The sequence below is a fragment of the Eubacterium sp. AF22-8LB genome (genome assembly GCF_003458715.1).
In the GTDB taxonomy this organism is placed as follows: Bacteria; Bacillota_I; Bacilli_A; order Erysipelotrichales; family Erysipelotrichaceae; genus Holdemanella.
On record NZ_QRVI01000001.1, the window covers coordinates 53723 to 76199 of the forward strand.

General features: G+C 34.7%; 27 protein-coding genes and 1 riboswitch. Of the genes, 1 reads left to right on the forward strand and 26 read right to left on the reverse strand.

Going from position 1 to position 22477, the window contains the following annotated elements; translation table 11 throughout:
* Positions 1-211 precede the first annotated feature (211 nt).
* From thiD to DWY01_RS00250, 5 genes are all read right to left on the reverse strand, one after another.
* Complete coding sequence (thiD, locus tag DWY01_RS00230) at positions 212-1021, reverse strand: bifunctional hydroxymethylpyrimidine kinase/phosphomethylpyrimidine kinase (protein ID WP_117992346.1); 810 nt, start codon at positions 1019-1021, stop codon at positions 212-214.
* Complete coding sequence (locus tag DWY01_RS00235; RefSeq protein WP_117992347.1) at positions 990-1580, reverse strand: HAD family phosphatase; 591 nt, start codon at positions 1578-1580, stop codon at positions 990-992. The genes thiD and DWY01_RS00235 overlap by 32 nt, the downstream gene beginning before the upstream one ends.
* A 45-nt stretch (positions 1581-1625) precedes the next feature.
* Positions 1626-1726: riboswitch (TPP riboswitch) on the reverse strand.
* A 5-nt stretch (positions 1727-1731) separates the two neighbouring features.
* Positions 1732-2076 (reverse strand): DUF1667 domain-containing protein, encoded by a 345-nt coding sequence (locus DWY01_RS00240; protein WP_117992348.1) that lies wholly within the window; start codon positions 2074-2076, stop codon positions 1732-1734.
* On the reverse strand, positions 2076-3338 hold the full coding sequence (locus tag DWY01_RS00245; protein ID WP_199519804.1) for an NAD(P)/FAD-dependent oxidoreductase: 1263 nt from the start codon (positions 3336-3338) through the stop codon (positions 2076-2078). The genes DWY01_RS00240 and DWY01_RS00245 overlap by 1 nt, the downstream gene beginning before the upstream one ends.
* Positions 3331-4761 carry an NAD(P)/FAD-dependent oxidoreductase gene (locus DWY01_RS00250; protein WP_117992350.1) on the reverse strand — a complete coding sequence of 477 codons (1431 nt, stop codon included), beginning with the start codon at positions 4759-4761 and terminating at the stop codon, positions 3331-3333. The genes DWY01_RS00245 and DWY01_RS00250 overlap by 8 nt, the downstream gene beginning before the upstream one ends.
* Before the next feature lie 199 nt (positions 4762-4960).
* Between DWY01_RS00250 and DWY01_RS00255 the strand changes: the two genes are divergently transcribed.
* Positions 4961-5992, forward strand: coding sequence for a LacI family DNA-binding transcriptional regulator (locus tag DWY01_RS00255; RefSeq protein WP_117992351.1), 1032 nt, complete (start codon positions 4961-4963; stop codon positions 5990-5992).
* Here the strand turns inward: DWY01_RS00255 and DWY01_RS00260 are convergent.
* From DWY01_RS00260 to moaA, 21 genes are all read right to left on the reverse strand, one after another.
* Positions 5964-7238, reverse strand: coding sequence for a serine dehydratase subunit alpha family protein (locus DWY01_RS00260; protein WP_117992352.1), 1275 nt, complete (start codon positions 7236-7238; stop codon positions 5964-5966). The genes DWY01_RS00255 and DWY01_RS00260 overlap by 29 nt on opposite strands.
* Complete coding sequence (locus DWY01_RS00265) at positions 7231-7848, reverse strand: hypothetical protein (RefSeq protein WP_117992353.1); 618 nt, start codon at positions 7846-7848, stop codon at positions 7231-7233. The genes DWY01_RS00260 and DWY01_RS00265 overlap by 8 nt, the downstream gene beginning before the upstream one ends.
* 2 nt (positions 7849-7850) lie before the next feature.
* Positions 7851-8396, reverse strand: coding sequence for a hypothetical protein (locus DWY01_RS00270; RefSeq protein ID WP_117992354.1), 546 nt, complete (start codon positions 8394-8396; stop codon positions 7851-7853).
* Entirely contained in the window at positions 8393-9163 is a 771-nt protein-coding gene (locus DWY01_RS00275) for a mechanosensitive ion channel family protein (protein WP_158553618.1), read from the reverse strand. Before DWY01_RS00275 ends, DWY01_RS00270 begins: the two co-directional genes overlap by 4 nt.
* Positions 9164-9168: 5 nt before the next feature.
* Entirely contained in the window at positions 9169-10170 is a 1002-nt protein-coding gene (locus DWY01_RS00280) for an aromatic acid exporter family protein (RefSeq protein ID WP_158553619.1), read from the reverse strand.
* 46 nt (positions 10171-10216) lie between these two features.
* Positions 10217-10717, reverse strand: a complete 501-nt coding sequence (locus DWY01_RS00285; RefSeq protein WP_117992357.1) for a sigma-70 family RNA polymerase sigma factor — start codon at positions 10715-10717, stop codon at positions 10217-10219.
* Between the two features lie 85 nt (positions 10718-10802).
* Positions 10803-11591 carry a D-alanyl-D-alanine carboxypeptidase family protein gene (locus DWY01_RS00290; protein ID WP_117992358.1) on the reverse strand — a complete coding sequence of 263 codons (789 nt, stop codon included), beginning with the start codon at positions 11589-11591 and terminating at the stop codon, positions 10803-10805.
* A gap of 13 nt (positions 11592-11604) precedes the next feature.
* Entirely contained in the window at positions 11605-12972 is a 1368-nt protein-coding gene (gene yqeC / locus DWY01_RS00295; RefSeq protein WP_117992359.1) for a selenium cofactor biosynthesis protein YqeC, read from the reverse strand.
* On the reverse strand, positions 12962-14053 hold the full coding sequence (locus DWY01_RS11620) for an aminotransferase class V-fold PLP-dependent enzyme (protein WP_199519805.1): 1092 nt from the start codon (positions 14051-14053) through the stop codon (positions 12962-12964). Before DWY01_RS11620 ends, yqeC begins: the two co-directional genes overlap by 11 nt.
* On the reverse strand, positions 14040-14831 hold the full coding sequence (gene yqeB, locus DWY01_RS11625; protein ID WP_199519806.1) for a selenium-dependent molybdenum cofactor biosynthesis protein YqeB: 792 nt from the start codon (positions 14829-14831) through the stop codon (positions 14040-14042). The genes DWY01_RS11620 and yqeB overlap by 14 nt, the downstream gene beginning before the upstream one ends.
* A 5-nt stretch (positions 14832-14836) precedes the next feature.
* Positions 14837-15430 (reverse strand): sulfurtransferase-like selenium metabolism protein YedF, encoded by a 594-nt coding sequence (gene yedF, locus DWY01_RS00305; protein WP_117992360.1) that lies wholly within the window; start codon positions 15428-15430, stop codon positions 14837-14839.
* A 4-nt stretch (positions 15431-15434) separates the two neighbouring features.
* On the reverse strand, positions 15435-16451 hold the full coding sequence (gene selD, locus DWY01_RS00310; RefSeq protein ID WP_117992361.1) for a selenide, water dikinase SelD: 1017 nt from the start codon (positions 16449-16451) through the stop codon (positions 15435-15437).
* On the reverse strand, positions 16451-16672 hold the full coding sequence (locus DWY01_RS00315) for a DUF3343 domain-containing protein (protein WP_117992362.1): 222 nt from the start codon (positions 16670-16672) through the stop codon (positions 16451-16453). The genes selD and DWY01_RS00315 overlap by 1 nt, the downstream gene beginning before the upstream one ends.
* A complete protein-coding gene (locus tag DWY01_RS00320; protein WP_117992363.1) occupies positions 16665-16997 on the reverse strand; it encodes a winged helix-turn-helix domain-containing protein in 333 nt (110 codons plus the stop codon). Before DWY01_RS00320 ends, DWY01_RS00315 begins: the two co-directional genes overlap by 8 nt.
* Complete coding sequence (locus tag DWY01_RS00325; protein ID WP_117992364.1) at positions 16994-18007, reverse strand: molybdopterin-binding protein; 1014 nt, start codon at positions 18005-18007, stop codon at positions 16994-16996. The genes DWY01_RS00320 and DWY01_RS00325 overlap by 4 nt, the downstream gene beginning before the upstream one ends.
* 1 nt (position 18008) lies before the next feature.
* Positions 18009-18785: a molybdate ABC transporter substrate-binding protein gene (gene modA, locus DWY01_RS00330; RefSeq protein WP_117992365.1), complete on the reverse strand. Its 777-nt coding sequence runs from the start codon at positions 18783-18785 to the stop codon at positions 18009-18011.
* Entirely contained in the window at positions 18782-19414 is a 633-nt protein-coding gene (locus DWY01_RS00335) for a sulfate/molybdate ABC transporter ATP-binding protein (protein WP_117992366.1), read from the reverse strand. The genes modA and DWY01_RS00335 overlap by 4 nt, the downstream gene beginning before the upstream one ends.
* Complete coding sequence (modB, locus tag DWY01_RS00340) at positions 19415-20089, reverse strand: molybdate ABC transporter permease subunit (protein WP_117992476.1); 675 nt, start codon at positions 20087-20089, stop codon at positions 19415-19417. It lies immediately after the preceding gene.
* Between the two features lies 1 nt (position 20090).
* A complete protein-coding gene (locus DWY01_RS00345; RefSeq protein ID WP_117992367.1) occupies positions 20091-21026 on the reverse strand; it encodes an MOSC domain-containing protein in 936 nt (311 codons plus the stop codon).
* The gene (moaC, locus tag DWY01_RS00350; RefSeq protein WP_199519807.1) at positions 21014-21490 is read right to left on the reverse strand and encodes a cyclic pyranopterin monophosphate synthase MoaC; all 477 of its coding nucleotides are present in this window, start codon (positions 21488-21490) and stop codon (positions 21014-21016) included. Before moaC ends, DWY01_RS00345 begins: the two co-directional genes overlap by 13 nt.
* A 1-nt stretch (position 21491) precedes the next feature.
* The gene (gene moaA / locus DWY01_RS00355; protein WP_117992369.1) at positions 21492-22436 is read right to left on the reverse strand and encodes a GTP 3',8-cyclase MoaA; all 945 of its coding nucleotides are present in this window, start codon (positions 22434-22436) and stop codon (positions 21492-21494) included.
* Positions 22437-22477 lie beyond the last annotated feature (41 nt).

Consider the following 22477-nt stretch of genomic DNA (forward strand, 5'->3'; position numbering starts at 1 on the left):
TTTGATAATTTCACATAATTAATTCTGATTTCACAATATTTACCAAAGTTATACTAAATTTATGACAACATGGAATGTTATTCTATAGATGTCTTAAAGATAAGACAAATGAATATAGAAAATAAACCAATATTCATATCTCTCTCCTAAAAAAAATAATAATAAACAAAAGAGAAGCCATTCTAGACGCCAACACTAGAATGGTTTTCTTTTATGCTTCAAATTCTTTTGTATATTCATTATCAATCGCAAAGGAATGATCCATTGGACCAGAACCCTTACCTAAATCCAACATCGCATTCAATGCTCCGGAAATATAATCTTTTGCATGTTCTACAGAAGCATCTAAATCAAACCCCTTTGCAAGGTTTGATGCGATTGCACTCGATAAAGTACACCCTGTTCCATGTGTATTGGGATTATTAATACGCTTACCTTTAAACCATGTATATGAATTGTTTCTATACAATAGATCATTCGCATCATTAATTTGATGTCCGCCCTTAACTAAAGTAGCACATCCAAATGTTTCGCTTATCTTCTTAGCCGCTTCTACCATAGTCATTTCATCCGTGATTTTCATTTCAGAAAGTACTTCTGCCTCCGGAATATTTGGTGTAATCAATGTAGCTAAAGGCAACAATTCTTTTTTCAATGTTTCAATCGCTTCCTCACTAATCAATCTCGCCCCACTTGTAGCTACCATGACAGGATCCACCACAATATTTATCGCATCATATTCCCTTAACTTTTGTGCAATCACCTCAATTAATTTTGAGCTTGAAACCATTCCAATCTTTACCGCATTCGGATAAATATCCGTAAATACTGCATCTAGCTCTTGTACTAAAAATTCAGGTGTTACATCCATAATTCCGGTTACTCCTAATGTGTTTTGAGCTGTCAATGCTGTTATAGCACTTGTCGCAAATACATGGTTTGCGCACATCGTCTTGATATCTGCTTGAATACCAGCTCCTCCACTCGAATCACTTCCCGCAATCGTTAATGTACTTTTCATTTAAAACTCTCCAATCTTTTATTTTAATCACTTTAAATCCAGCTTTTTTTGCTGCACTTATACAATAGTCTGCATCTTCAAACACAAAAATGTTTTCTGGTTTTTGTTTCAAGATATCTGCACAAGCCAAATAAAAATCTGAATCGTCTTTTGCCTTATTTACTTTAGAACAAGTCACAACGGCTTCAAAATAATCTAGAACATCTAATCGCTTTAATGCCACTTTTACAAGTTCTTCATCACAGCTAGTCCCAATCACATTGACTGAATCATAATTTGAAATAAATGTTTTAAAGCCAGGCATTAACTGAACTTCAAACTTATAAAAATCTGATATTAGATCCAACACCTCTGAAATAATCATGTTCTCGGATTTATTAATTTTATAATGATTCTTCAAATACTTTGCACTCTGCTCTAAACTCATATCTGAAACAATTTGATTTAAATTTACCTCCGGAATCAAGCCAATACCTTGTATATATCGACTTGCCAAAGTATTCCACACTTCCATTGAATCAAGTATTGTTCCATCCACATCAAAAATAGAATAATTCATTTTCTCTCCATTAAAAAAAACTGCAGAAAACCAATCTGCAGCTCACTATCAAAAAAGATATTTTCCCTACGTTGGCATTATCCAAATCAGGTCATAGGGTCTAGGACAAACCTACTCTCAGCCTAAAAGCTCCCCTTTTTTAACAGTAATATTATAAGTCTTTCGTCGCAACTAAATCAACACCCGTACCACAAATATCCGAAACAATCACATCTTCACGATGTACTGGTGCCTTAACAACAACATGATTCAATTCTTTCATCACATCAAAAATCTTTTCTTTGGGAATATCCCCATTTGTCTTAACACTCAATCTTTCAATTTCCGCACCCACAATTTTCACAGTACTTGTAACAACACGAGTTGGATGTGTACACTCTTTTTTTCCATAAACAGCACCCCTAGGACAACCATTTCCTGTTACTTTATAATCCTTTTCTTCATCAACTCTTAAATGGCAACCTTTAGGACACGTTATACAAATTAACTCTCTCATTATGCACCCTCCTCAACAGAAACAACCAATTCTTTATTTGATTTTTCTAATAACATTTTAGGAATAGATACCTTCTCCATTTCACTAGGAATTACATGTTCTTTTTTGAATTTTGCAATGATTGTATCTCCATCCTTCACAACAATATTCACATTTTGCGTTGGTCTTCTTACACGGAATGAAAGCTCAACACTCTTTTCTACATTATCCTTACGAATATATTGAGGAACTACATACGAAATATTATTTCCATTTACCGTTCTAACAACATTCTCTTTAGATACTTCACCTTTTAAAATATATTGACCCGCACCCATGCCAGCCTTTTCACTTTCAGAACTTACAAAATCCACTAAATCATGCACATGCACTACATTGCCTGATGCGAATACGCCATCCATAGAAGTCTCCATATTTTCGTATACAACAGGGCCATGTGTTCTTGGATCCATTTCAATGCCTAATTCATTCGACAACTCATTTTCTGGAATCAATCCAACTGACAATAATACACAGTCACAATCAAATTCCATCTCCGTTCCTTCGATTGGATTTCGATTTTCATCCACCTTAGAAACCACAACCTTTTCCACTCTAGACTTACCCACAATATCCGTAATCGTATGACTCAAATACAAAGGAATATCATAATCGTTTAAACATTGTACAATATTCCGATTCAAACCATTTGAATACGGCATAACCTCTACAACAGCCAAAACTTTTGCGCCTTCTAAAGTCATTCTTCGAGCCATGATCAAACCAATATCACCACTACCCAAAATAACAACTCGTTTTCCAGGCATATACCCTTCAATATTCACATATCGTTGTGCTGCACCAGCCGTAAATACACCAGAAGCTCTAGTTCCTGGAATCGCAATTGCACCACGCGTTCTTTCACGACAGCCCATATTTAAAATAATAGATTTAGCCTGAATCATTAAATATCCATGAATACTACTTGAACAATACACCATTTTATCTGGCGTAATCTCAATTACCATTGTATCCAATAAAATATCAATATCTGTCTTATTTACTTCATCAATATATTTACCCGCATATTCAGGACCTGTTAATTCTTCTTTAAAATGATGTAACCCAAAGCCATTATGAATACATTGATTTAGAATACCACCTAATTCCTTATCTCGCTCAATAACCAAAACAGAATTTGCACCATTTTTCTTTGCCGCAATCGCACTGGCAAGACCAGCAGGACCACCGCCAATGATTACTACATCATAATTATTATTCATCGCCATTCTCCTTTGTTCTTCCGCACAAAATATAAGAACCATTCTTATCTAACATGATATCAAGTTGACTAACACCCAACTCTTTAGCTAGAATTTCCTGTACTCTAGGTCCACAGAACCCCGATTGACATCTTCCCATGCCTGCATTACATCTACGTTTGATTCCATCTAAACTAACTGGTTTGGGACTGCGATGAATCGCATCAATGATTTCTCCCTCACTGATAGTTTCACAACGACAAATAATACGACCGTATTCAGGATGCTTCTCAATATATTCTTTTCTTTGTTCATGTGACATTTTCTTAAAACGAACTACTTTTCTTGTAGAAACATAATCCTTTTTTAAATTTAAGAAATAATCTTTTTCCTGCATCATTCTAACAATATCTAAAGCCGCTGCACTTGCACTACTTAATCCTGGACTTGCCATACCTGCAATCGAGAAGAAATTGTGAACATCTTGATCTTCTCCAATAATAAAATCACCCGCATCACTTCGTGCTCGCAAGCCTGCAAATGTTCGAATATTTTCTTGAAACTTGATATTTGGCACAGATTTAACTGCATTTTCACGAATTATCTTTAATCCATATGCCGATGTTGAATAATCATCCGAAACTGTATTTGTACTTGTAGGACCCACAATCAGATTGCCATCCACTGTAGGAGCCACCAACACACCCTTACCAATCTTAGTTGGACATTGGAAAATTACGTGATGAACAAGATTTCCCTGTGATTTATCTAATAAATAATATTCTCCCTTATTTGGCGTGATTTTATAATCTGGATTTTTGACTAAACCAGCCACACGATCACACGTAACACCTGCACAATTGACTACCAATGGAGCTTTATATTTTTCATTCACAATAAAGATATCTCCATCTTTTTGAATACTTTTAACTTCTTCATTTAAATGAAGTTCTACACCATTTTTAATTGCCACTTCACTTAATGCGATTGCAAACTGCCAAGGATTAATAATACATGCACTTGGTGCATATAAAGCGCTTGTACAGTCTGGATTTAAATTAGGTTCCATAACAGATAGCTCTGGCTGTTTAATAATACGCTGATTCTCAACACCATTTTCTACACCGCGCTTATATAGCGTTTCAATGGTCTTATCATCCTCTTCACTAAATCCAACGACCAAAGAACCAATATTCTTACATGGAACATCTAAATCTTTACATAAAGTAGGAATGATTTTATTACCCCAAATATTATATTTTGCCATCAAAGTATTTGGCATTGGATCATAACCCGCATGAATAATGGCACTATTGGCTTTAGTAGTTTCGTCAGCCACATCATTATTCTTTTCCAGCCACAATACTTTTCCACTATATTTACTTAATTCAAACGCTAAAGAGCATCCACTAATTCCCGCTCCAATTATTATACAATCATACATAGTTCGCACCTCTTTCAAACTAACGATACGCTTATTTTTATTCCTTTTCAAACGCGCAAAAACTGGCAAAGTTATTAATCATAATATTGATTAATAACTAGACAACGAAATAAAATGGTGTAAGATTAAAATAGATATTGATTAATGCTTTGATTAGTAATCGATTTATTAATCAAAATAAATCAAAAGAGGTTTTATTATGGGAAAAAGAAATAAAGTAACTACACGTGATATTGCTCTGGCTACTCATGTTTCGCAATCTACCGTTTCAATGATTTTAAGCGACAACAAAAATGTTTCATTTAAAGAAGAAACAGTAAAGCTTGTAAAAAATACAGCGAAACAAATGGGATATAAAAAGCCTGTTGTAAAGAAAAGATATTCCAATTCAAAGAATACTATTGTCGTAATATGTGCTAACTTATCAAATTCATACTATTCTATGGTCGTATCCAGCATTATCCAGCAGGCTAGTAAAACGAAGACACAAATTCTGACCATCTCCACCCTGCGCAAAGATGAACTTGAAAAGCATGCCATAACACACTTGAAAACAATCAAACCTACTGGCATCATTCTTTTGTATCCTCCTAAATTTGTCGATGAATGGAATCAGCTTTCAAAACAAATTCCATGTATCATCATTGGTGACAAGCCAAAGAATTTAGATTGTGATTCCATTGAACTTAATAGTTTTAAATGTGGTAAACTTTTAGGTTCTCATTTAAAACAATTAGGACATAAAAAAATAGCTTACATCTCCAGTCCTTTAGATACAACTGAAATTGGCAGAAACGAACGATATGAAGGTGTGAAAAGTATTCTTCGTGACACTCAAGTATTCTTTAGTTCTTCTAAGCAATTTGAAATGTATGCCATTGAAAAAAGAGAATATGAAAATGGATACCATCTCACTAAACAAATTCTAGACAATCAATTTGATGCCTATATTGGAAATAACGATATGACGGCTCTAGGAATTTTAGCTTGTTTAAAAGACAATAACATCAAGGCAAGTGTGGCAGGTTTTGACAACATTCCAGAGGCCAACTTTCCTCAAATCCAATTAACAACTGTAGATCATGGTGGCTGTGAAAAAGGAATGGAAGCTGTAGATATTCTTTTAGAGCAAACAAAAAGCGAACGAAAACGTATCGTCCATATGGAATATGAACCACAGTTAATCATTCGCTTATCTACATTTAGTCGCAAGAAATCATCATCTCAATAATTTTATCATTGGTCTGAAGCATACCTTGAGAACCTAATGTTCCAATATTCTTAATTGTTTCATCGACACTATGAGCAACGATTCCATCTCCTGCATAGAATTGTTGCTTATTTTTATACATATAATATCCCATTATACCCGCATCTACACTAGATGCGATCTTTGCAGCACAGCTAGCCTTTGCCCCATCACAAATTGTTCCCGAAAGAATGGCTAACGCATTCACAATTGTATGTTGAATTTCTTTATAATCACCATTATGTAAATAAGCAATACCAGCGCCCGCTGCAGCTCCTGCACTTACAGCACCACAGAATGCGGATAAAGTACCAATACCCGTTTTTATATAAATAGCTGTTAAATTTGACAATACTAAAGCTCGATACAATTTTTCTTCTGAACAATTCAATTCTTTGGCATACACAACAACAGGAACACAACAAGTGATTCCTTGATTGCCACTACCTGAATTGATCACAACAGGTAACTCACAACCATTCATTCTCGCATCAGAACCTGCGGCAGCATAGGCTTTTGCCCTTGTCTTTACACAATCCGAATCCATATTTAAAATCACATGTCCAATATTTGCGCCATATGAATTATTAATGCCTTCATTAGCGATAGCCATATTGCAGGTAATTTGTTGGTCTAAAGTTGCCTTTACATCTTCAATATCTACAGTTTGTGAAAAATCCCAAATCTGTTTCATGATCAACGCACTATGATCTGCTTTATACTCTAAGTTCGTTGTCTTATCTTCATAGATAACTTCCCAGTTCTTTTCTATTTGAACAATGTTTGTATGTGTATCCACAATACGAACACTCGCATGTTCCTGTTCATAATATACATTGATTTCTAGGTCAAAGACATGTCCCTGTTCAAAATGTTGAACTGTTATATTGGTATTCTTGACATATTCAGGCAACGCTTCTATCTGCTCTTTTGTTGCAGTAGAAAGCACCTCAAGTTTGGCATCCGCATCCCCATATAATGCACCCGCTGCTGCTGCCACTTCAATTCCTTTTAAACCATTTGTATGAGGAACAATAACACTCTTTACATTTTTGATAATGCTGCCACTTGCCTTAACTACAATTCGATCAGGCAAATGATCTAAAACCTGCGTTGCCTTAGCACACGCATAACTAATCGCAATAGGTTCTGTACAGCCCATTGCCATAACTAATTCTTCTTTTAAGATTTGTACATAAATTGAATATAATGAATCTTCTTTATTCATGATCTTTCACCCATACACACACCAACTTATCGTCTTCCATTTGTGTCATACCAAAATACACTGTATCCTTTTCTTTTACACCAAAATCTTGATGTAGAGCCGTCAACACAGTACCATACATCTTCCCATCCTGCATTCCCTCAAGTCTTATCCAACATGCTTCTGGCTCTTTTCCTTCTTCTAGAAAATAAACCATAACATCATCTGGATATTCTAAATGTCTTGATGGATCTAATTCTTTATATAAACGCAATTCTTCTAATTCCTTTGATACTTGCGTTGCCTTTGCGACAATATCGATTTTATCTTGAAACAAATCCACATTCACATTATCTAAAATTTCAATATTCATTTCTTGCACATCAAATCGTGGGATTTTACAAGAAACCCCAATAGGAACAATACGATATTCAATATTTTGCTTTTTTGTTTCTAAAGCCATGATTTCAAATGTGAATCCCGCATTATGATCAATATACCCATACATTAAAGCTCCATATAAATGATCAAGCTTCAAGCCCATCTTTTCTAATAGTTTAACCATTTTCACACCGTGAATCTCCACCATTTTTTGGTTCATGTCACGAAAACTCATTTCATATACTTTCATTCCTATTCACCCTCATACACATCTTTTAATTCTATAAAATTATCTTCAAAATACTTATTCAGTTCTACGATATCTAAATCTTCATCTATTGGAAAATCCGATACTTCCATATCATTTGCCTCTACAAATTCTTTAAACAATTCCATTGACTGATAATAATAATCCTGAAACTCTTTAAAGATTTCCCATAACGAAAAGCCCCGACCATTGATAACTCTAGCCTCTTCTTCTATATCATTCACTTTTTCAACATGAATTTCAATTTCAAAAGGATCTTCTAAATCATACAACATTTTAAAAGTATCTCCCTCTTTGAAATCAGGTTGAATCAAGGATGCACAAGGCAAATGATTGAATTGTTCATCCTCACAATTTGGACATACAAAAGGAAGTCCATTGCTTTCAATCACAAAATCTAAATATTCTTCAGACAAATAAGATGCCAATGTATAATAAGCTAAATCCGCTAAAGAAATTGATTTAGGCAAACTCACATATCGATACATTAAATTATTATATCCTAATACTTCTGTATATATTTTTATCATGACTGACTTACCTCTACTGAATAATTGCCAAAATTAATATTTGCCTTTCCATACTCTTTTACAAGTTCATAACGAATCTTTGCGAGCATATCAAAACCATCTAAGCTTGTCTTGCTTGGAACCACCACTCGCAAATCAATACCCGTTGTTGAAAAATTAATAACCTTAACTTCGATAGGATCATCACTTTCAACTTCATATTCCTTCATTGTTTTTACAACTAGATTTTTTAATATATCAATCGCCATATCAATATCTGTTCCATAAGAAACTTCAATTTCCAAATAATTGTTTTTTCTTGTATCTTGAAAATAAGCATTCTCAATCGTTGCCGAATTCAATGTTGCATTCGGAACAATGATTCGATTACTTTCATACGTACGAATAATAGTATGGCGAAAACGTATACTTTCAACATACCCAATCAATTCACCTTGATTGACTTTGATTAAATCGCCTTCAACAAAGGGCTTAAATGTCAAAATCATCAATCCACTACATAGATTTCCAAACGCATCCTTAGCGGCAACACCTAGAACAAGGGCAACCACTCCACTGGATGCTGCTAAATACGACATAATAGGTTTTGTCTGTTCGAATTGTCCTAATATAACCATACAGTTGATAAAAACCAGAACATATTTTACCAATCTGGCAAAGCTCGTTTTGTTTGTGACATCCTTTTTAAATAAAACCTTACGAATCCCCTTGTAGATTACAATTGAAACTACAATCGAAACAACGGTTACAATAATAATCGATTTCATGCATATCATCTCCAATACAACTTTTTCTGTTCTTCCGTAGTCTGATTAATAAACTTCTTTTTTGTATATAAAAACTCCTCAAGATCCATATAAATATGTAGAAGCATAGCCCTAGACTCAAATTCAATTTGTGTCTTAGGGAGCTCTGCCCTTTGTTTATCTTTCAACATTTGATGAAGAGAAGTAATCTGTGGTTGCGGATCATTCTGTTCATGAATAAATGGAATTAGATACTCAATATATTTTGCCAATTCACCCGCCTCTTCAGGCATTTGACGAATCTTACGAATTTTATAATGAAGCATATGTAGAATATCACACTGCAAGGCACGCATTTCAAAATAACGAATATAGTAGTCTGGCAAGCTTGAAAAAGTATTGTCTTGATACTCCATCGCAATATGAATATATTTTTCAGCTTGTTCCTTAATATCTTCTAGTTCCTTCCAAATCGTCGTGTTTCTTTCTTCACTTTGAATATAATGAACAATTTGATACATCAAGCTTTGAATCTTATCTTCCATATATTGCATACAAGAATTCAAATATTCTTCTTCACCACTATAATCATGCACTAAGTTCAATAAAAATGCGATAATAGCACCAATCAATATTAAATAAAATTCATTCATCATAAAGTTCACACTAAAATCTAAATAACTCAAATAATGAACGGCAATCATCGCATTTACACTTAATGTATTCTGACATTTCATTTTCTCACTATACCCAACTAAACACGCAATCACAAGTCCAAACGCAACCCAATGACTCGATATGAGTTCAAAAAACAGAAAACAAAATAGAATCGTTACAAAAAACGTTGTAATTCTACGTAACACAAGCTTAACTGTCCCCCATTTTGTCGTCAATAAAGATAATAACGCAATGGTCCCTGCACTTGTTGGATTATCTAAATTAAAAACATTTGCAATAAAAATAGCTATTGCACTACCAATTCCTATTTTTAAAGCAAGTATAAATACTCTTTTCGTTTCTCTTTTCATATGCATACATTTTATGCGAAATTAAAAAAAAGGACAATAATAATTGTCACTTCTTATCTAATACATCCTTCACTTTTTGTTTACCACTCTTCAACAAACGAGCGACACCCTCTTCACTCATTTTTAATCGATTTGCGATATCCTTTTGTTTTAATTTTCCCAAACAATGCATGATTGTAACTGTCTTTTGATTTTCTGGCATGTCATTTAAACAATCGTCTACATCGGATTGTCGATATTGAGGCAATTCGCGTAAAGCCGTAGTCACACCTGAATTTTCTTTAGCACGCATATATTCACGAAGCTGTTTGTTCAACAGGACAGTAATCCATTTTTTAAAATTTGCATCATCAATTAGCTTGTCCATATTCATAAATGCATATGTATAGGTTGCCTGTAAAATATCATTAATTTCTTTTTCTTCTAGACCAATATAGCGCTTATAAATGGTCTGCACCAAATACTCTCGTGTCAATGAAATAAGCTCTTTTTTCGCATCCGCATTCTTATTTCGTACACCTTCTATTATTTTTAAATCAATATCCATATATTTTTATCCTTTATATAAGTTTTTTTTAGCATACAACACAACATTTGATAAATCAACAAGAAAAAGGCAATCCAAAGATTGCCTAAGCTCCATAATATTCATCTAAAGTTAAGTTGTTCTTATATAAATATGTAGCTAGATCCACACCAACATATCTTAAATGCCAGCTTTCAGGAGCTATTTTAGTCTTATCTTCCTTATCATCCGGATAACGTAAAATAAATCCATATTTATGCATATTTTTTAATAACCAACCATAATGTGAATTATATCGAACAGCATCTAAATCACTACAATCATTATCCATACGAATATCTACAGACAAACCGGATTGGTGCTCACTATATCCTGGTCTTGTCCAATAACGATCTGCATACTCTTCACCATAGCTTGCAGCTCCATTATTAAACAAATCCGTTTGGTAAGCGTAAGAACGATATGCCGAACAAGCATTCAAAATAAATCCTTCTTTTTCGGCTGCATCAATCAATTTATTAAATGCCTTTGCGGCAGGCTTACGCATACGCACATTCGCATTTTCTCCACTCGAAGGCACTTCAACCAAATCCTTTGGCTCATAATCTTCTGGCAATCCTGAATATTTATTTACAAGAATATAAATAGAATCCAAATCTGAAACCGTGATAGTATTCTCATAAGGCTCTTTGCTCTGATCGACCTTTGTCACTTTTGGCAAATTCGTTTCCGTATCTTCTTTTTTAGAAACCACTTCCTGTGTTTGTTGCGGCTGACTCACCTTATTATCATTCGTTCTTTTCATAATCAATGCCAATAATAACGCAATAATCATAATCAATACGATTATCACAAACACAAGAAATTTTCTTACTCTTCTTCTTTTCTTTTTCAAATCAAACACCTCTTTAAACTGGAATAAACAACACTTTATTATAGCCCCCACAAATCATGCCCAATGACGCACCCTTAGAATTGGATAAATTATAGTCTTTGATCATGACTTTTTTACATGCCCTCGCATCTAATATAGCTTCATATTCCACTTTTCCTCCACCTATTGTGTCAATAATTCCATCTTTATACACGAGCATCATACTTCCAACACCTCTTGGTGCCGAGCCTTTTTTCTCAATAATAATGCATAATGTTCCGTGAACATTGGATTCCAACAATTCTTTAGAAACACTCGAGCTAAACTTCGCATTCTTGATTTCAATCAATTGAGCCAAAATACTAATCGATATTTCAGCTGGCGTCTGTGCCCTGATATCTAAACCAATAGGTGCATGTACTTGGGATATTTTTTCTTTTGAATAGCCTTCTTCAATCAAAGCATCAAAAGTTTTTTTCACTTTCCCTTTACTGCCAATCATCCCTAAATATAAATGAGGTCGCCAAAGAACCTTTTCTAAACATAGACGATCATCCTTATGACCTCGAGTTACAATCACATAACATGTATTGTCTTCATTTGGCAATATTGAATCCATTTGATTATATTCCATACAATGAATTTCATTTGCGGTTGGAAAACACTCCTTATTCGCAAACTCTATGCGATTATCAATTACGATTGTATACAGTTCTAGAATACTGGCCATCTTGGCTAAATACTGACTTACATGCCCACACCCCAAAATCACCAGCTTAGGTTGTGTTTTAAACCAATCTTCACAAATGCAATCCACATCTATATCTTCTTCTAACAATGTTTTTAGACAACGCGTATATAGATTCGAATCCCCATTCACATGAATTTTAACAGGTTTATCTAGCTTCTTTAAATACACACGAATCAAATCCTGCATAATTTTAGGTGTAACCAATTCATTCGGATCAATATCCATTAACGTATATCGATGTATCACATTCTTTACAGGATTACCCAATCCTTTCAGATTGGAAATCAATACAATTTCATCCGAATCTAAATCAATGACAGGTTCCTTTTCATTCGGATATTTTAAAGGTAAATGTTTAGAACCATCCGCTTCTATCAAAATCACATCCACCATTTTTTTAAGTTGATTCAACAAGTTCAAATCTAAGGCACAAATTTTTTTATCATCACACAAATTTCCCGCATGACAATACCCATACTTTTCAATTTGATGCATTATTTCATCCAAACTAGGATTGACTAAAGTATCCTCTTCTATCAACATATGTGTCGTTGTACACATTAATACTGTTTTTCCCTGTGATACATATTTATCTTTTAATTCATGGATATATGTTGTTTTTCCACCTGAACCAATAACACTAATAATCATTTGAAATCTCCCGAATCGCACAAATTGCTAAATCTATATCTTCAATTGAATTTTGAAAAGATAATGATAAGCGAACTATTCCCTTTTCTTCTGTTTTTAAATGTTTATGCATAAGTGGTGCACAATGCGCACCACAACGCGTTATAATACCATACTTATAATTCAGTACATCACTCACATAAGCACTATCTTTATGTGGAATATTGAATGCCACAATCGAAGTAGAATTTTGTAAAGACGAATAAAATTCTACATATCCTTCTAAACCTGAATATAGTCTTTCTAATAAAAAACGTTCCTTTTCAATAATCTCTTTTTGATGCGAAGCAACATATTGAACACCTGCATTTAAAGCCGCAATTCCAACTAAATTCTGTGTTCCCGCCTCTAAATGCTCTGGATATGCATGGGGCATTTCTTGACTAAAAGAATCTATACCCGTTCCACCAGAAATCAAAGGTTTTACTTCAATGTCTTTTACACAAAAACCACCAATACCACCGATACCTAAAAGGCCTTTGTGTCCACTAAAACATAAGATATCTATGTTTTCTATAGACACAGGAATATGTCCTGCACTCTGTGCTGCATCTACCATCAATAACACACCATGTTCTTTACAATAGTGTCCAATTTCTTGCACATCAAAAATTTCTCCAGTCACATTTGAACTGTGAGTCATAACAACCATTCGTGTATTTAGCTGAAATTGATTTTTAATATCCTCTAGATAAGGCGAACAAATTGTTAGTGAAATGAACCCCTTCTTTTCTAACTCATATAAAGGGCGAAGAACACTATTATGCTCTGCATACGTCGTGATCACATGATCCTTTTCTTTTAAGATTCCTTTGATGCATGTATTTAAGCTTTCCGTATTTCCACTATTCAATATCACACGATGAAAATCTGGTATTTGAAAAAAATTAGCCACGTTTTTTCGTGTTTGAAAAATCAAACGCGAAGCATCCATATTCGCACTGCGATTGGCATTTCCAGCTACCTCCATAGCTTCTATGACAGCTTGCTTCACAGTATCAATTTTAGGAAAACTCGTTGCTGCCTGATCAAGATAAACCATGCAATATAGCCTCCAAGACGCCTCCTGCTATGCAGCGTGCTTTATCTGAAATCGTAAAACAATTCTGATATTCACCGATTCTTGGATCAATATCTGCCATTTTAAAGCCTGTCGTTACATAATATCCATCTTGAATCAAGCCCCGAAGTAGCCCTGACATGCTCGCATAAACAGGTGTCTTGTCTACATACGCAATAATTTCATTCTTTTCCACAATATCTGTAATCTTTTTTACATTGTGACAAGCACCCTCACAAGGCGAATGAATCACTCTTTCTTTAGAATATCCCTTAATATTTCCAGGTACACCCGTATTTGGCAATGCGCAACCATCGTAAATCAATCTTCCTAAATTATGTCCACGCATTGTTTCCACAACAACATGTACATCTTTGCCCGCACAAAAACCTGGGCCAAGACCAATTGTAATAGGCGCCATATCCATTGTTGTTCCTAAATTCTTTTTAGCTAGAATCGCATCCACTAAGGCCACATGTTCTATTTTCAAAATCATTTCTCCATTTGGATCCACCATCATTGCCACTTGATTCTTTGACATGACTTCTTTTGCTTCTTCAATTGTAGAAACTAAAATACACGTCATATCTTCAACAGAAAATTCACCTTCATATACAGCTTGGCAAAAAGCAACATTTCTTCGTATCGCGCTTGGCTTTTCGACTTCTAACACCAAGACTTGAAATCCACTCTTCACAAGCTTATAGATTGTTCCTGTCGCAATGTCTCCTCCACCACGCACAATTACACATTTATCCATAATCCTTACGGCTTGATAATTTTATCAGCCTTCTCCATTCTCTCTACAATATCATACATATTTGTGACAGATCCTACTTGTAACTCTTCTTTTAAGTGGAAGAAATCCAAACAAGTTCCGCAACTTACAATTTCAACTCCATTTGATTCCAAATATTTCAAATCCTCTAAAGTCTCATTCTTTGTTGTTGTGATTTTTACACCCTCATTATAAAAAATCATTTCATCTGGTAAAGCATCCTGCTTTGTCAAAGAAAAGATGAATGATTTCATTAATAAAGTGCCTAATTCCGGGTTTGATCCCATCACATTGCTTGCGCAAACCACTACCATTTTAGGTTTAGCACAACTACAATCTGCATATGTGTATTCCACTTCAAAATCAGCCTCTTCATCACCCTTTGAAATTTCAACAATATAATCCTTGCCCTCTTGTTTTGAACTTACCGAATAGTTCTTCACCTTCGCAAATTTAGTTAAGTTTTCAACCGCAATTTCATTATCTACAATTGTTGAAACTACATTCTCCTCTTTCAAAGCATCCTTGGTTTTTACGACTGGAAGTGGACACTCCAATCCTCTACAATCTAAAGTTTTCATCTCTCTACCTCACATATACATTATATTCATTTTTATCAATAACTTCACCCACAACATATAGCTCGAGATTGTTTTCTATAAAATTCTTTTTTATATCCATCAAATCTTCTTTAGATACACTTGCCAACAATCCACCACTGGTTTGTGGATCAAATAAAATCTCTTCCGTAAAGAAATCACAATCAAAATAAATCTTACCCTCTACGCTGTTTCGATTCGTCTGTGCAGCCCCACTCAAATAGAACTCTTCCACATATCTTTTACAATCATCAAAACAAGGAATCGAATCCTTGTAAATTATGGCACTGTTCTTGTCATCTAACATTTCATTTAAATGTACTAATAGTCCAAAACCAGTCACATCCGTTAAAGCATGCACATCATACTTTTTTAAAGCATCACACGCATACTTATTTAGCGTAGTCATGCTTTTAAAGACACGCTGCTGCATACTTTCTGAACAATCGTCCATGCGCAAAGCATTTAAAGTTAATCCTACTCCAAGTGGCTTTGTCAAAATTAAGACGTCTCCACTTTCAGTCCCATTATTTTTCTTTACGTCTTTCGGATTTACTAATCCTGTTACACTCAAGCCATATTTAATTGAATCATCACGAATAGAGTGGCCTCCTGCCAACGCACACCCAGCTTCAACCAGCTTAGAATTTCCTCCCTCAATGATTTTACCTAAAATATTCAAATCCTCATTATCCGGAAAACACACAATATTTAAAGCTGTTTTAGGCGTACCATTCATCGCATAAATATCGCTCAATGCATTCGTTGCCGCAATCTGGCCATATAGATATGGATCTTCTACCATAGGTGGAAAGAAATCCAACGTGGATACAAAGGCATGACTTTCATCAATTTGATACACAGCTGCATCATCCCTAGAATCAAAGCCAACCAACACATTATCATTTTTATAAGAATCAATTTTTTCTAAAATGTGGCTTAATTTTTTAGCCCCTAATTTAGCACTACATCCACCACTCTTACAATATATTTTCTCATTCATTAAAAATTCACCCTAACTATATCCTCATATGAAATGTTATTTTCCTCTAAAAAAACTCTCCACTTTTCAATATTTAGATCCTTAGACATAAAACACATACCACATCCAGCTTTAACACAGCTTGGAACAGGAATCATACGTCCATTCTTTGTGATGCTTTCTAGTTCTAATACATCTTGAATACTCTTAAAAGTAATAATCAACACTTTTTCTTTATTCATTTTCAAATATTTCCTTAAACACTTCGTCCGTATACATATCCACTTTTTCTTTGAATACTTTATATTTATGAACCAATATTTTCCCTTCCGGTGTTAAAAAAGAACCACCACCATGATTTCCTCCACTTATCGTATGAACTAGCTCATAGCCTAAATCCTCTTCAGCTCTTTTAATGATTTTCCAAGCCTTTGAATTTGACATTCCCATTTCTTTATAGGCCCTCGATAAAGAGCCATATTGATCGCATAAGTCTAAGAGTTCGACAACGCCTTTGCCAAAATCCATTTCTTGGTTGCCAATTTGAATCTTTAATTTATATCTCATTTTCCAAAACCACAATTTGGATATGTGCAAGCCTTACATCCTAAGCACAATCCACCTTCTCCTAAATCACATAACTCTTCATAGGTAACTACATCTTTTGCGAGTAAACGAGGAAGTATTAAATCAAACACCGTTCTTTTGGCATACATGACACAGCCTGGAAGCCCCACAATTGGTACTTCGCCTTTATAGGAAAGTAAAAACATAGCTCCAGGAAGAACAGGCGATCCATAACTAATTATATTGGCTCCGGTATTCTTGATTGCAAGTGGCGTTTTGTCGTCTGGATCCACACTCATTCCACCTGTACAAAGTACAATATCTACACCTTGTTTTAATGCTTCATTAATTTTTTTGGTCACCATTTTATCATCATCATCGCAAATTTCATGATAAACCATTTCACAACCAAACTCAGCTAATTTTTTCTGAATAACGGGTGTAAATGTATCTTTGATTCTTCCCTTATACACTTCACTTCCTGTTGTGATCACAGCTGCTTTTTTTAATACAAAAGGCTTAATTTCTAGAATTGGAGAAACAACTAAAGAACGGACTTTCTCCATTTTTTCCTTTTCAATCACCAAAGGAATAATACGCATACCTGCCAATTTATCTCCAGGATGAACCACCATATTTCCATGTCGAGTCGCAATCATCATTTGTCCAAATGAATTCACAGTAAACAAAGATTTACGATCCACTTTAAACAAACCATGGATGTCACTTTTTAATTCAATCTTACCCTCTTTGATTTCACCATACGACATATATTCATTTTTACACATGTCTAGCAAAACCATAGCTGCATCATTTTCATGCATCATACTCTCGTCATTTTCCCAAACATATAAATTTTCTTTCCCCACCGATAACAATAAAGGAATATCTTCTTCTGTCACGATATGACCCTTACGAAAAAGGGCATCTTTTGTGACACCCTTTATAATCTGCGTTATATCATGACAAAGTACATGCCCTACGGCATCCTCAGTTTTGATTAATTTCATATTACTCTCCTTTTTTGAATCCGTATTTCTTAAATACTTTTAATGCTTTATCGCTCTTTAAGAATTTAATTAATGAATCCGCTTCATCTTTGTGCTTTGTACTAGAAACACGACCTACTGGATATAGGACTGGTGTAGCTAATAATGAATTATCGCACTCTGCCACTACTTCTACTTTATCACTACTTGCCGCATCTGTCGCGTAAACCAAACCAACTTCTGCATTTCCTGCTTCAACCTGAGACAATACTTCAGTTACATTTCCAGCTAAACTTAGACGATCTTGAAGCAAATCCCATACACCTAAATTTGTCAAAGCCTCTTTTGCGTAGCTTCCTGCTGGCACAACCTCTGGATCTCCAATCGCAATCATAGAAGCAGCACTAATATTGTCAAATCCAGTTACTGTTGTATTGCTGCCTTTTCCTTTGATCAATACTAATTTATTTTCTAATACATTTGAAATAGAATCCGCATCTACTAAATTTTCATCTTTTAAAGCGTTCATCTGTGTTGTAGCTGCACTAAAGAAAACATCTGCATCTAAACCTTTTTCAATTTGAAGCTGTAGCTTTCCACTACTATCATACACACCTTCGATTGTCACATTTGAATACTCCTTTTCAAACATAGGAATCAATTCATCTTCAAATGCATTCTCTAAACTTGCCGCAGCTGCAATTGTTAGTTTTACTTCTTCTTTCGGTTTATTTGAACTACACCCAAATAAACTTGTGGCCATCACTCCAGCCAATAAAATACTTAAACCTTTTCTCATGTAATTTCTCCGTCTTTAATCTTATATTTTAGATCACACAAATAATTCACTTCTTCCTTATTGTGTGATACAAAAATAACGGGTTTTGAGATTCGAAGCTCGCTTTTAAGCTCCTTTAATAAATCTTCCTTTAAATCTTCATCCAAAGCACTAAACGGCTCATCGAGCAATAATACATCGGGCTCATACGCCATCAAACGAGCTAATGCCACTCTTTGTCTTTGTCCACCTGACAATTGTTTAGGATATCTTGGAGCAAGTTCACTAATTCTAAATTGTTTCATCACTCTTTTAACAACAAAATCCACATCGTTCACTTTTCTAGCTTTTAATCCCATACTAATATTTTCATATACATTCATATTAGGAAATAAAGCATAGCTTTGAAACATATACCCCACGTTGCGTTTTTGAATGGGAATATTGATTTTCTTTTCGGAATCAAATAAAACACGATTATTCAAAGTAATTCGCCCTTTATCTGGTGTTTCAATACCTGCAATACATTTTAATGTCATACTTTTACCTGAGCCTGAAGCCCCCATAAGGCCTAATATATTGTCTTCTACTTGAAATGAAATATCTAAATCAAACTCTGCAAGCTTTTTGTATATTTGTACTTCTAACATTTAGAAACTCCTTTTCTTCCGAACATACAATTGATATAGATTCAACAAGATTACAGCTGTAAAACAAATACCAATAATTACCCACACATAAAAGGCAGCAGAATCCATATCTCCACTCATCACTTCACTATAAACAGCAACCGGAAGTGTCCTTGTCTTTCCTATAATGTTTCCCGCAAGCATTGCCGTTGCCCCAAACTCACCTAGACCACGCGCAAAAGCAAGTACTCCACCACTAATAATTCCCGGCAAGGCATTGGGAATTAACACCTTTAAAAAGATGCTCCATTCACTCATTCCTAGAGTTCTTGCGACATAGACCAAATCCATATCCACCTGTTCAAAAGCCCCCCTGGCATTGCGGTACATAAGTGGAAAAGATATCACAACAGCTGCAATCACGGTAGCGCTAAAGCTAAATGCGATACGAACACCAAATGCATTCATAAAGAACTTGCCTACGGGTTGATTCACGCCAAAGATCATCAACAAGAAAAAGCCAGCTACTGTTGGTGGTAAAACCATAGGCAAAGTAAAGAGTCCATCAAATATCATTTTCAATGCTTCACTTTTTCGTGAATAGATCCACCATGCAGCTAGCAAACCAAGAATAAACGTAATCACAATTGTGATACTTGCCGTTTTTAGAGATATCCAGATAGGGGTTAAATCCAAGTTATTTCCTTGCACACTCTCTCGCTTCCCCTTTCATGATTTCTAAACCATGTTTTAATGGGCCTAAAATAATATCTAAGCTTTCCTTTACTGCCTTAGGACTTCCTGGTAAATTGATAATCAACGTTTGATTTCTTAATACACTTACACCACGTGACAACATAGCCTTGTTGGTATATTTCATCGATTCATAACGTAATGCCTCACTAATACCCGGAACATTGCGTGTCATAACTTTCATTGTGGCTTCCGGCGTCACATCACGAATACTTAACCCAGTTCCTCCGGTTGTAAGAATCAAATCATTTTGGCAACGATCACTTAAATTGATCAATTGCGAAATAATTTCATTTTCATCATCCGCAATTACCGTTACACTCGTCACATTGTATCCATGTTCTGTCATGATTTTTTTAATCAATGGACCACTCTCATCTTTTCTTTGTCCTACACTAGCCTTATCACTTAGTGTTAATACGGCTACGCGCATTCTAGAATCCTTATTTTCAATGACTTCAACTTTATTTCCAACACAAATATGTCCACCATGTATTACACGAGTAAACACCCCTAAATGAGGCATAATACACTGTCCTACTTGATGATAAATAGCGCAATGTGAATGACAGCTTTTTCCAATTTGAGTAAGTTCTAGTAATACGTCTCCAATCTTAAATTGTGTTCCTACAGGATAATCTGTGAATTCAATACCTGATACAAGTAAATTTTCACCAAAGGCTCCATCCTCTACATTGGCTCCTTTGGCCTTAAATTCTTCACGCTTTTCATATGATAATAAAGAAACCTGGCGATGCCACTTGCCTGCATGTGCATCATTTTCTAATCCATGATCTTCAATAATTTTAATATCTTGAACTGGATGTTTTTCCGTTCCTTTTTGTTTGCTGATACAAATAGCTTTAATTATTCCTTCCATACAAAATCCCCACTCTTTCCACCTGATTTAGAAACCAAATGTATATTCTTGATTTCCATATCTTTACTTATAGCTTTACACATGTCATAAATTGTCAGAAGACAAACATTCACACCTGTCAAGGCTTCCATTTCTACACCTGTTTTTCCATTACACTTAACTGTACAATAGGCGTAGATCAAACAATTCTCTTTATCGATTTCAAAATCAATATTTACTTTATTGATCATTAAAGGATGACACAAAGGAATCAAATCACTCGTCTTTTTTACACCCATGATTCCAGCTATTCGAGCTACACCTAGTACATCCCCTTTTTTCATATCGCTATGTTCGATTTTCTCAATAATCTCTTTATTCACTAATATACTTCCAACAGCACAGGCGCTTCTTGAAGTGATATCCTTTTCACTTACATCCACCATACGTGCGTTTCCTTGTTTATCAAAATGCGTTAATTCCATTTCATCCTCCAATTTCATTCATCACCGTCGATGAATTTTCCTTCTCAAAATGATGTTCCTTAGGCTTCTTGAATATCCACTCTCTCATCACTTTTTCTAATTCTGATAAATTATCTAAATATGGCTTTAAATCCACACCATCCATATGGAATAAACATAATTTCAATCGTCCTACACTACTTAAGCGTATACGATTACAGTCTTGACAAAACTTATTATGTAACGCTTCAATAAAACCAATATAGCCTTGATAATCTGTTATTTTATAATAGTGTGCCGGCCCATTTCCAAGCTTTTTATCGTACACATTTAATGTATAATTCTTTTGTACATATTCAATCAATTCATCCATTTTTGTGTTTCGATCACTATTCTTTAATGGCATCAGTTCAATAAATCGCAGCGCAATCTTTTTATCTTTGATGAGTTCCAACATAGATTCAAAGCGTGAAAATGAAAATAGATTATCCACAACACAATTCACTTTAACCGCAATTCCAATCTTATAAGCATATTCCAAATTCAAAAGAATTTTCTTCAAATTATTTATCTTACATATCTTTAAATATTCAGATTCATCTAATGTATCAATTGAAAAATTTATACAATCAATACCAATCTTTTTGAGTTCATCTAAATCAGAAAACGAAAATAAACTTCCATTGGTCGTTAGTGTTACTTGTTCAACACCATCTAATTCTTTCAATCTACGAATAAATCCAATATATCCTTTACGAAGTGTGGGTTCTCCACCCGTAATTTTAAATCGCGTGATTCCTAATAAAACGGCACATCTACAAATATCTAAAAGTTGTTCATACGTTAATATATCCGAATGACAAAGATGTTTTGCGATATCTGGCTTGCAGTAGTAACAAGCATAGTTACATCGGTCTGTTAATGAAATTCGCATATAATTTATGTTTCGTCCAAATGAATCTTGCATAATATCCTTCCCGTTATTCTCATGCGAGAATAACCAACTGA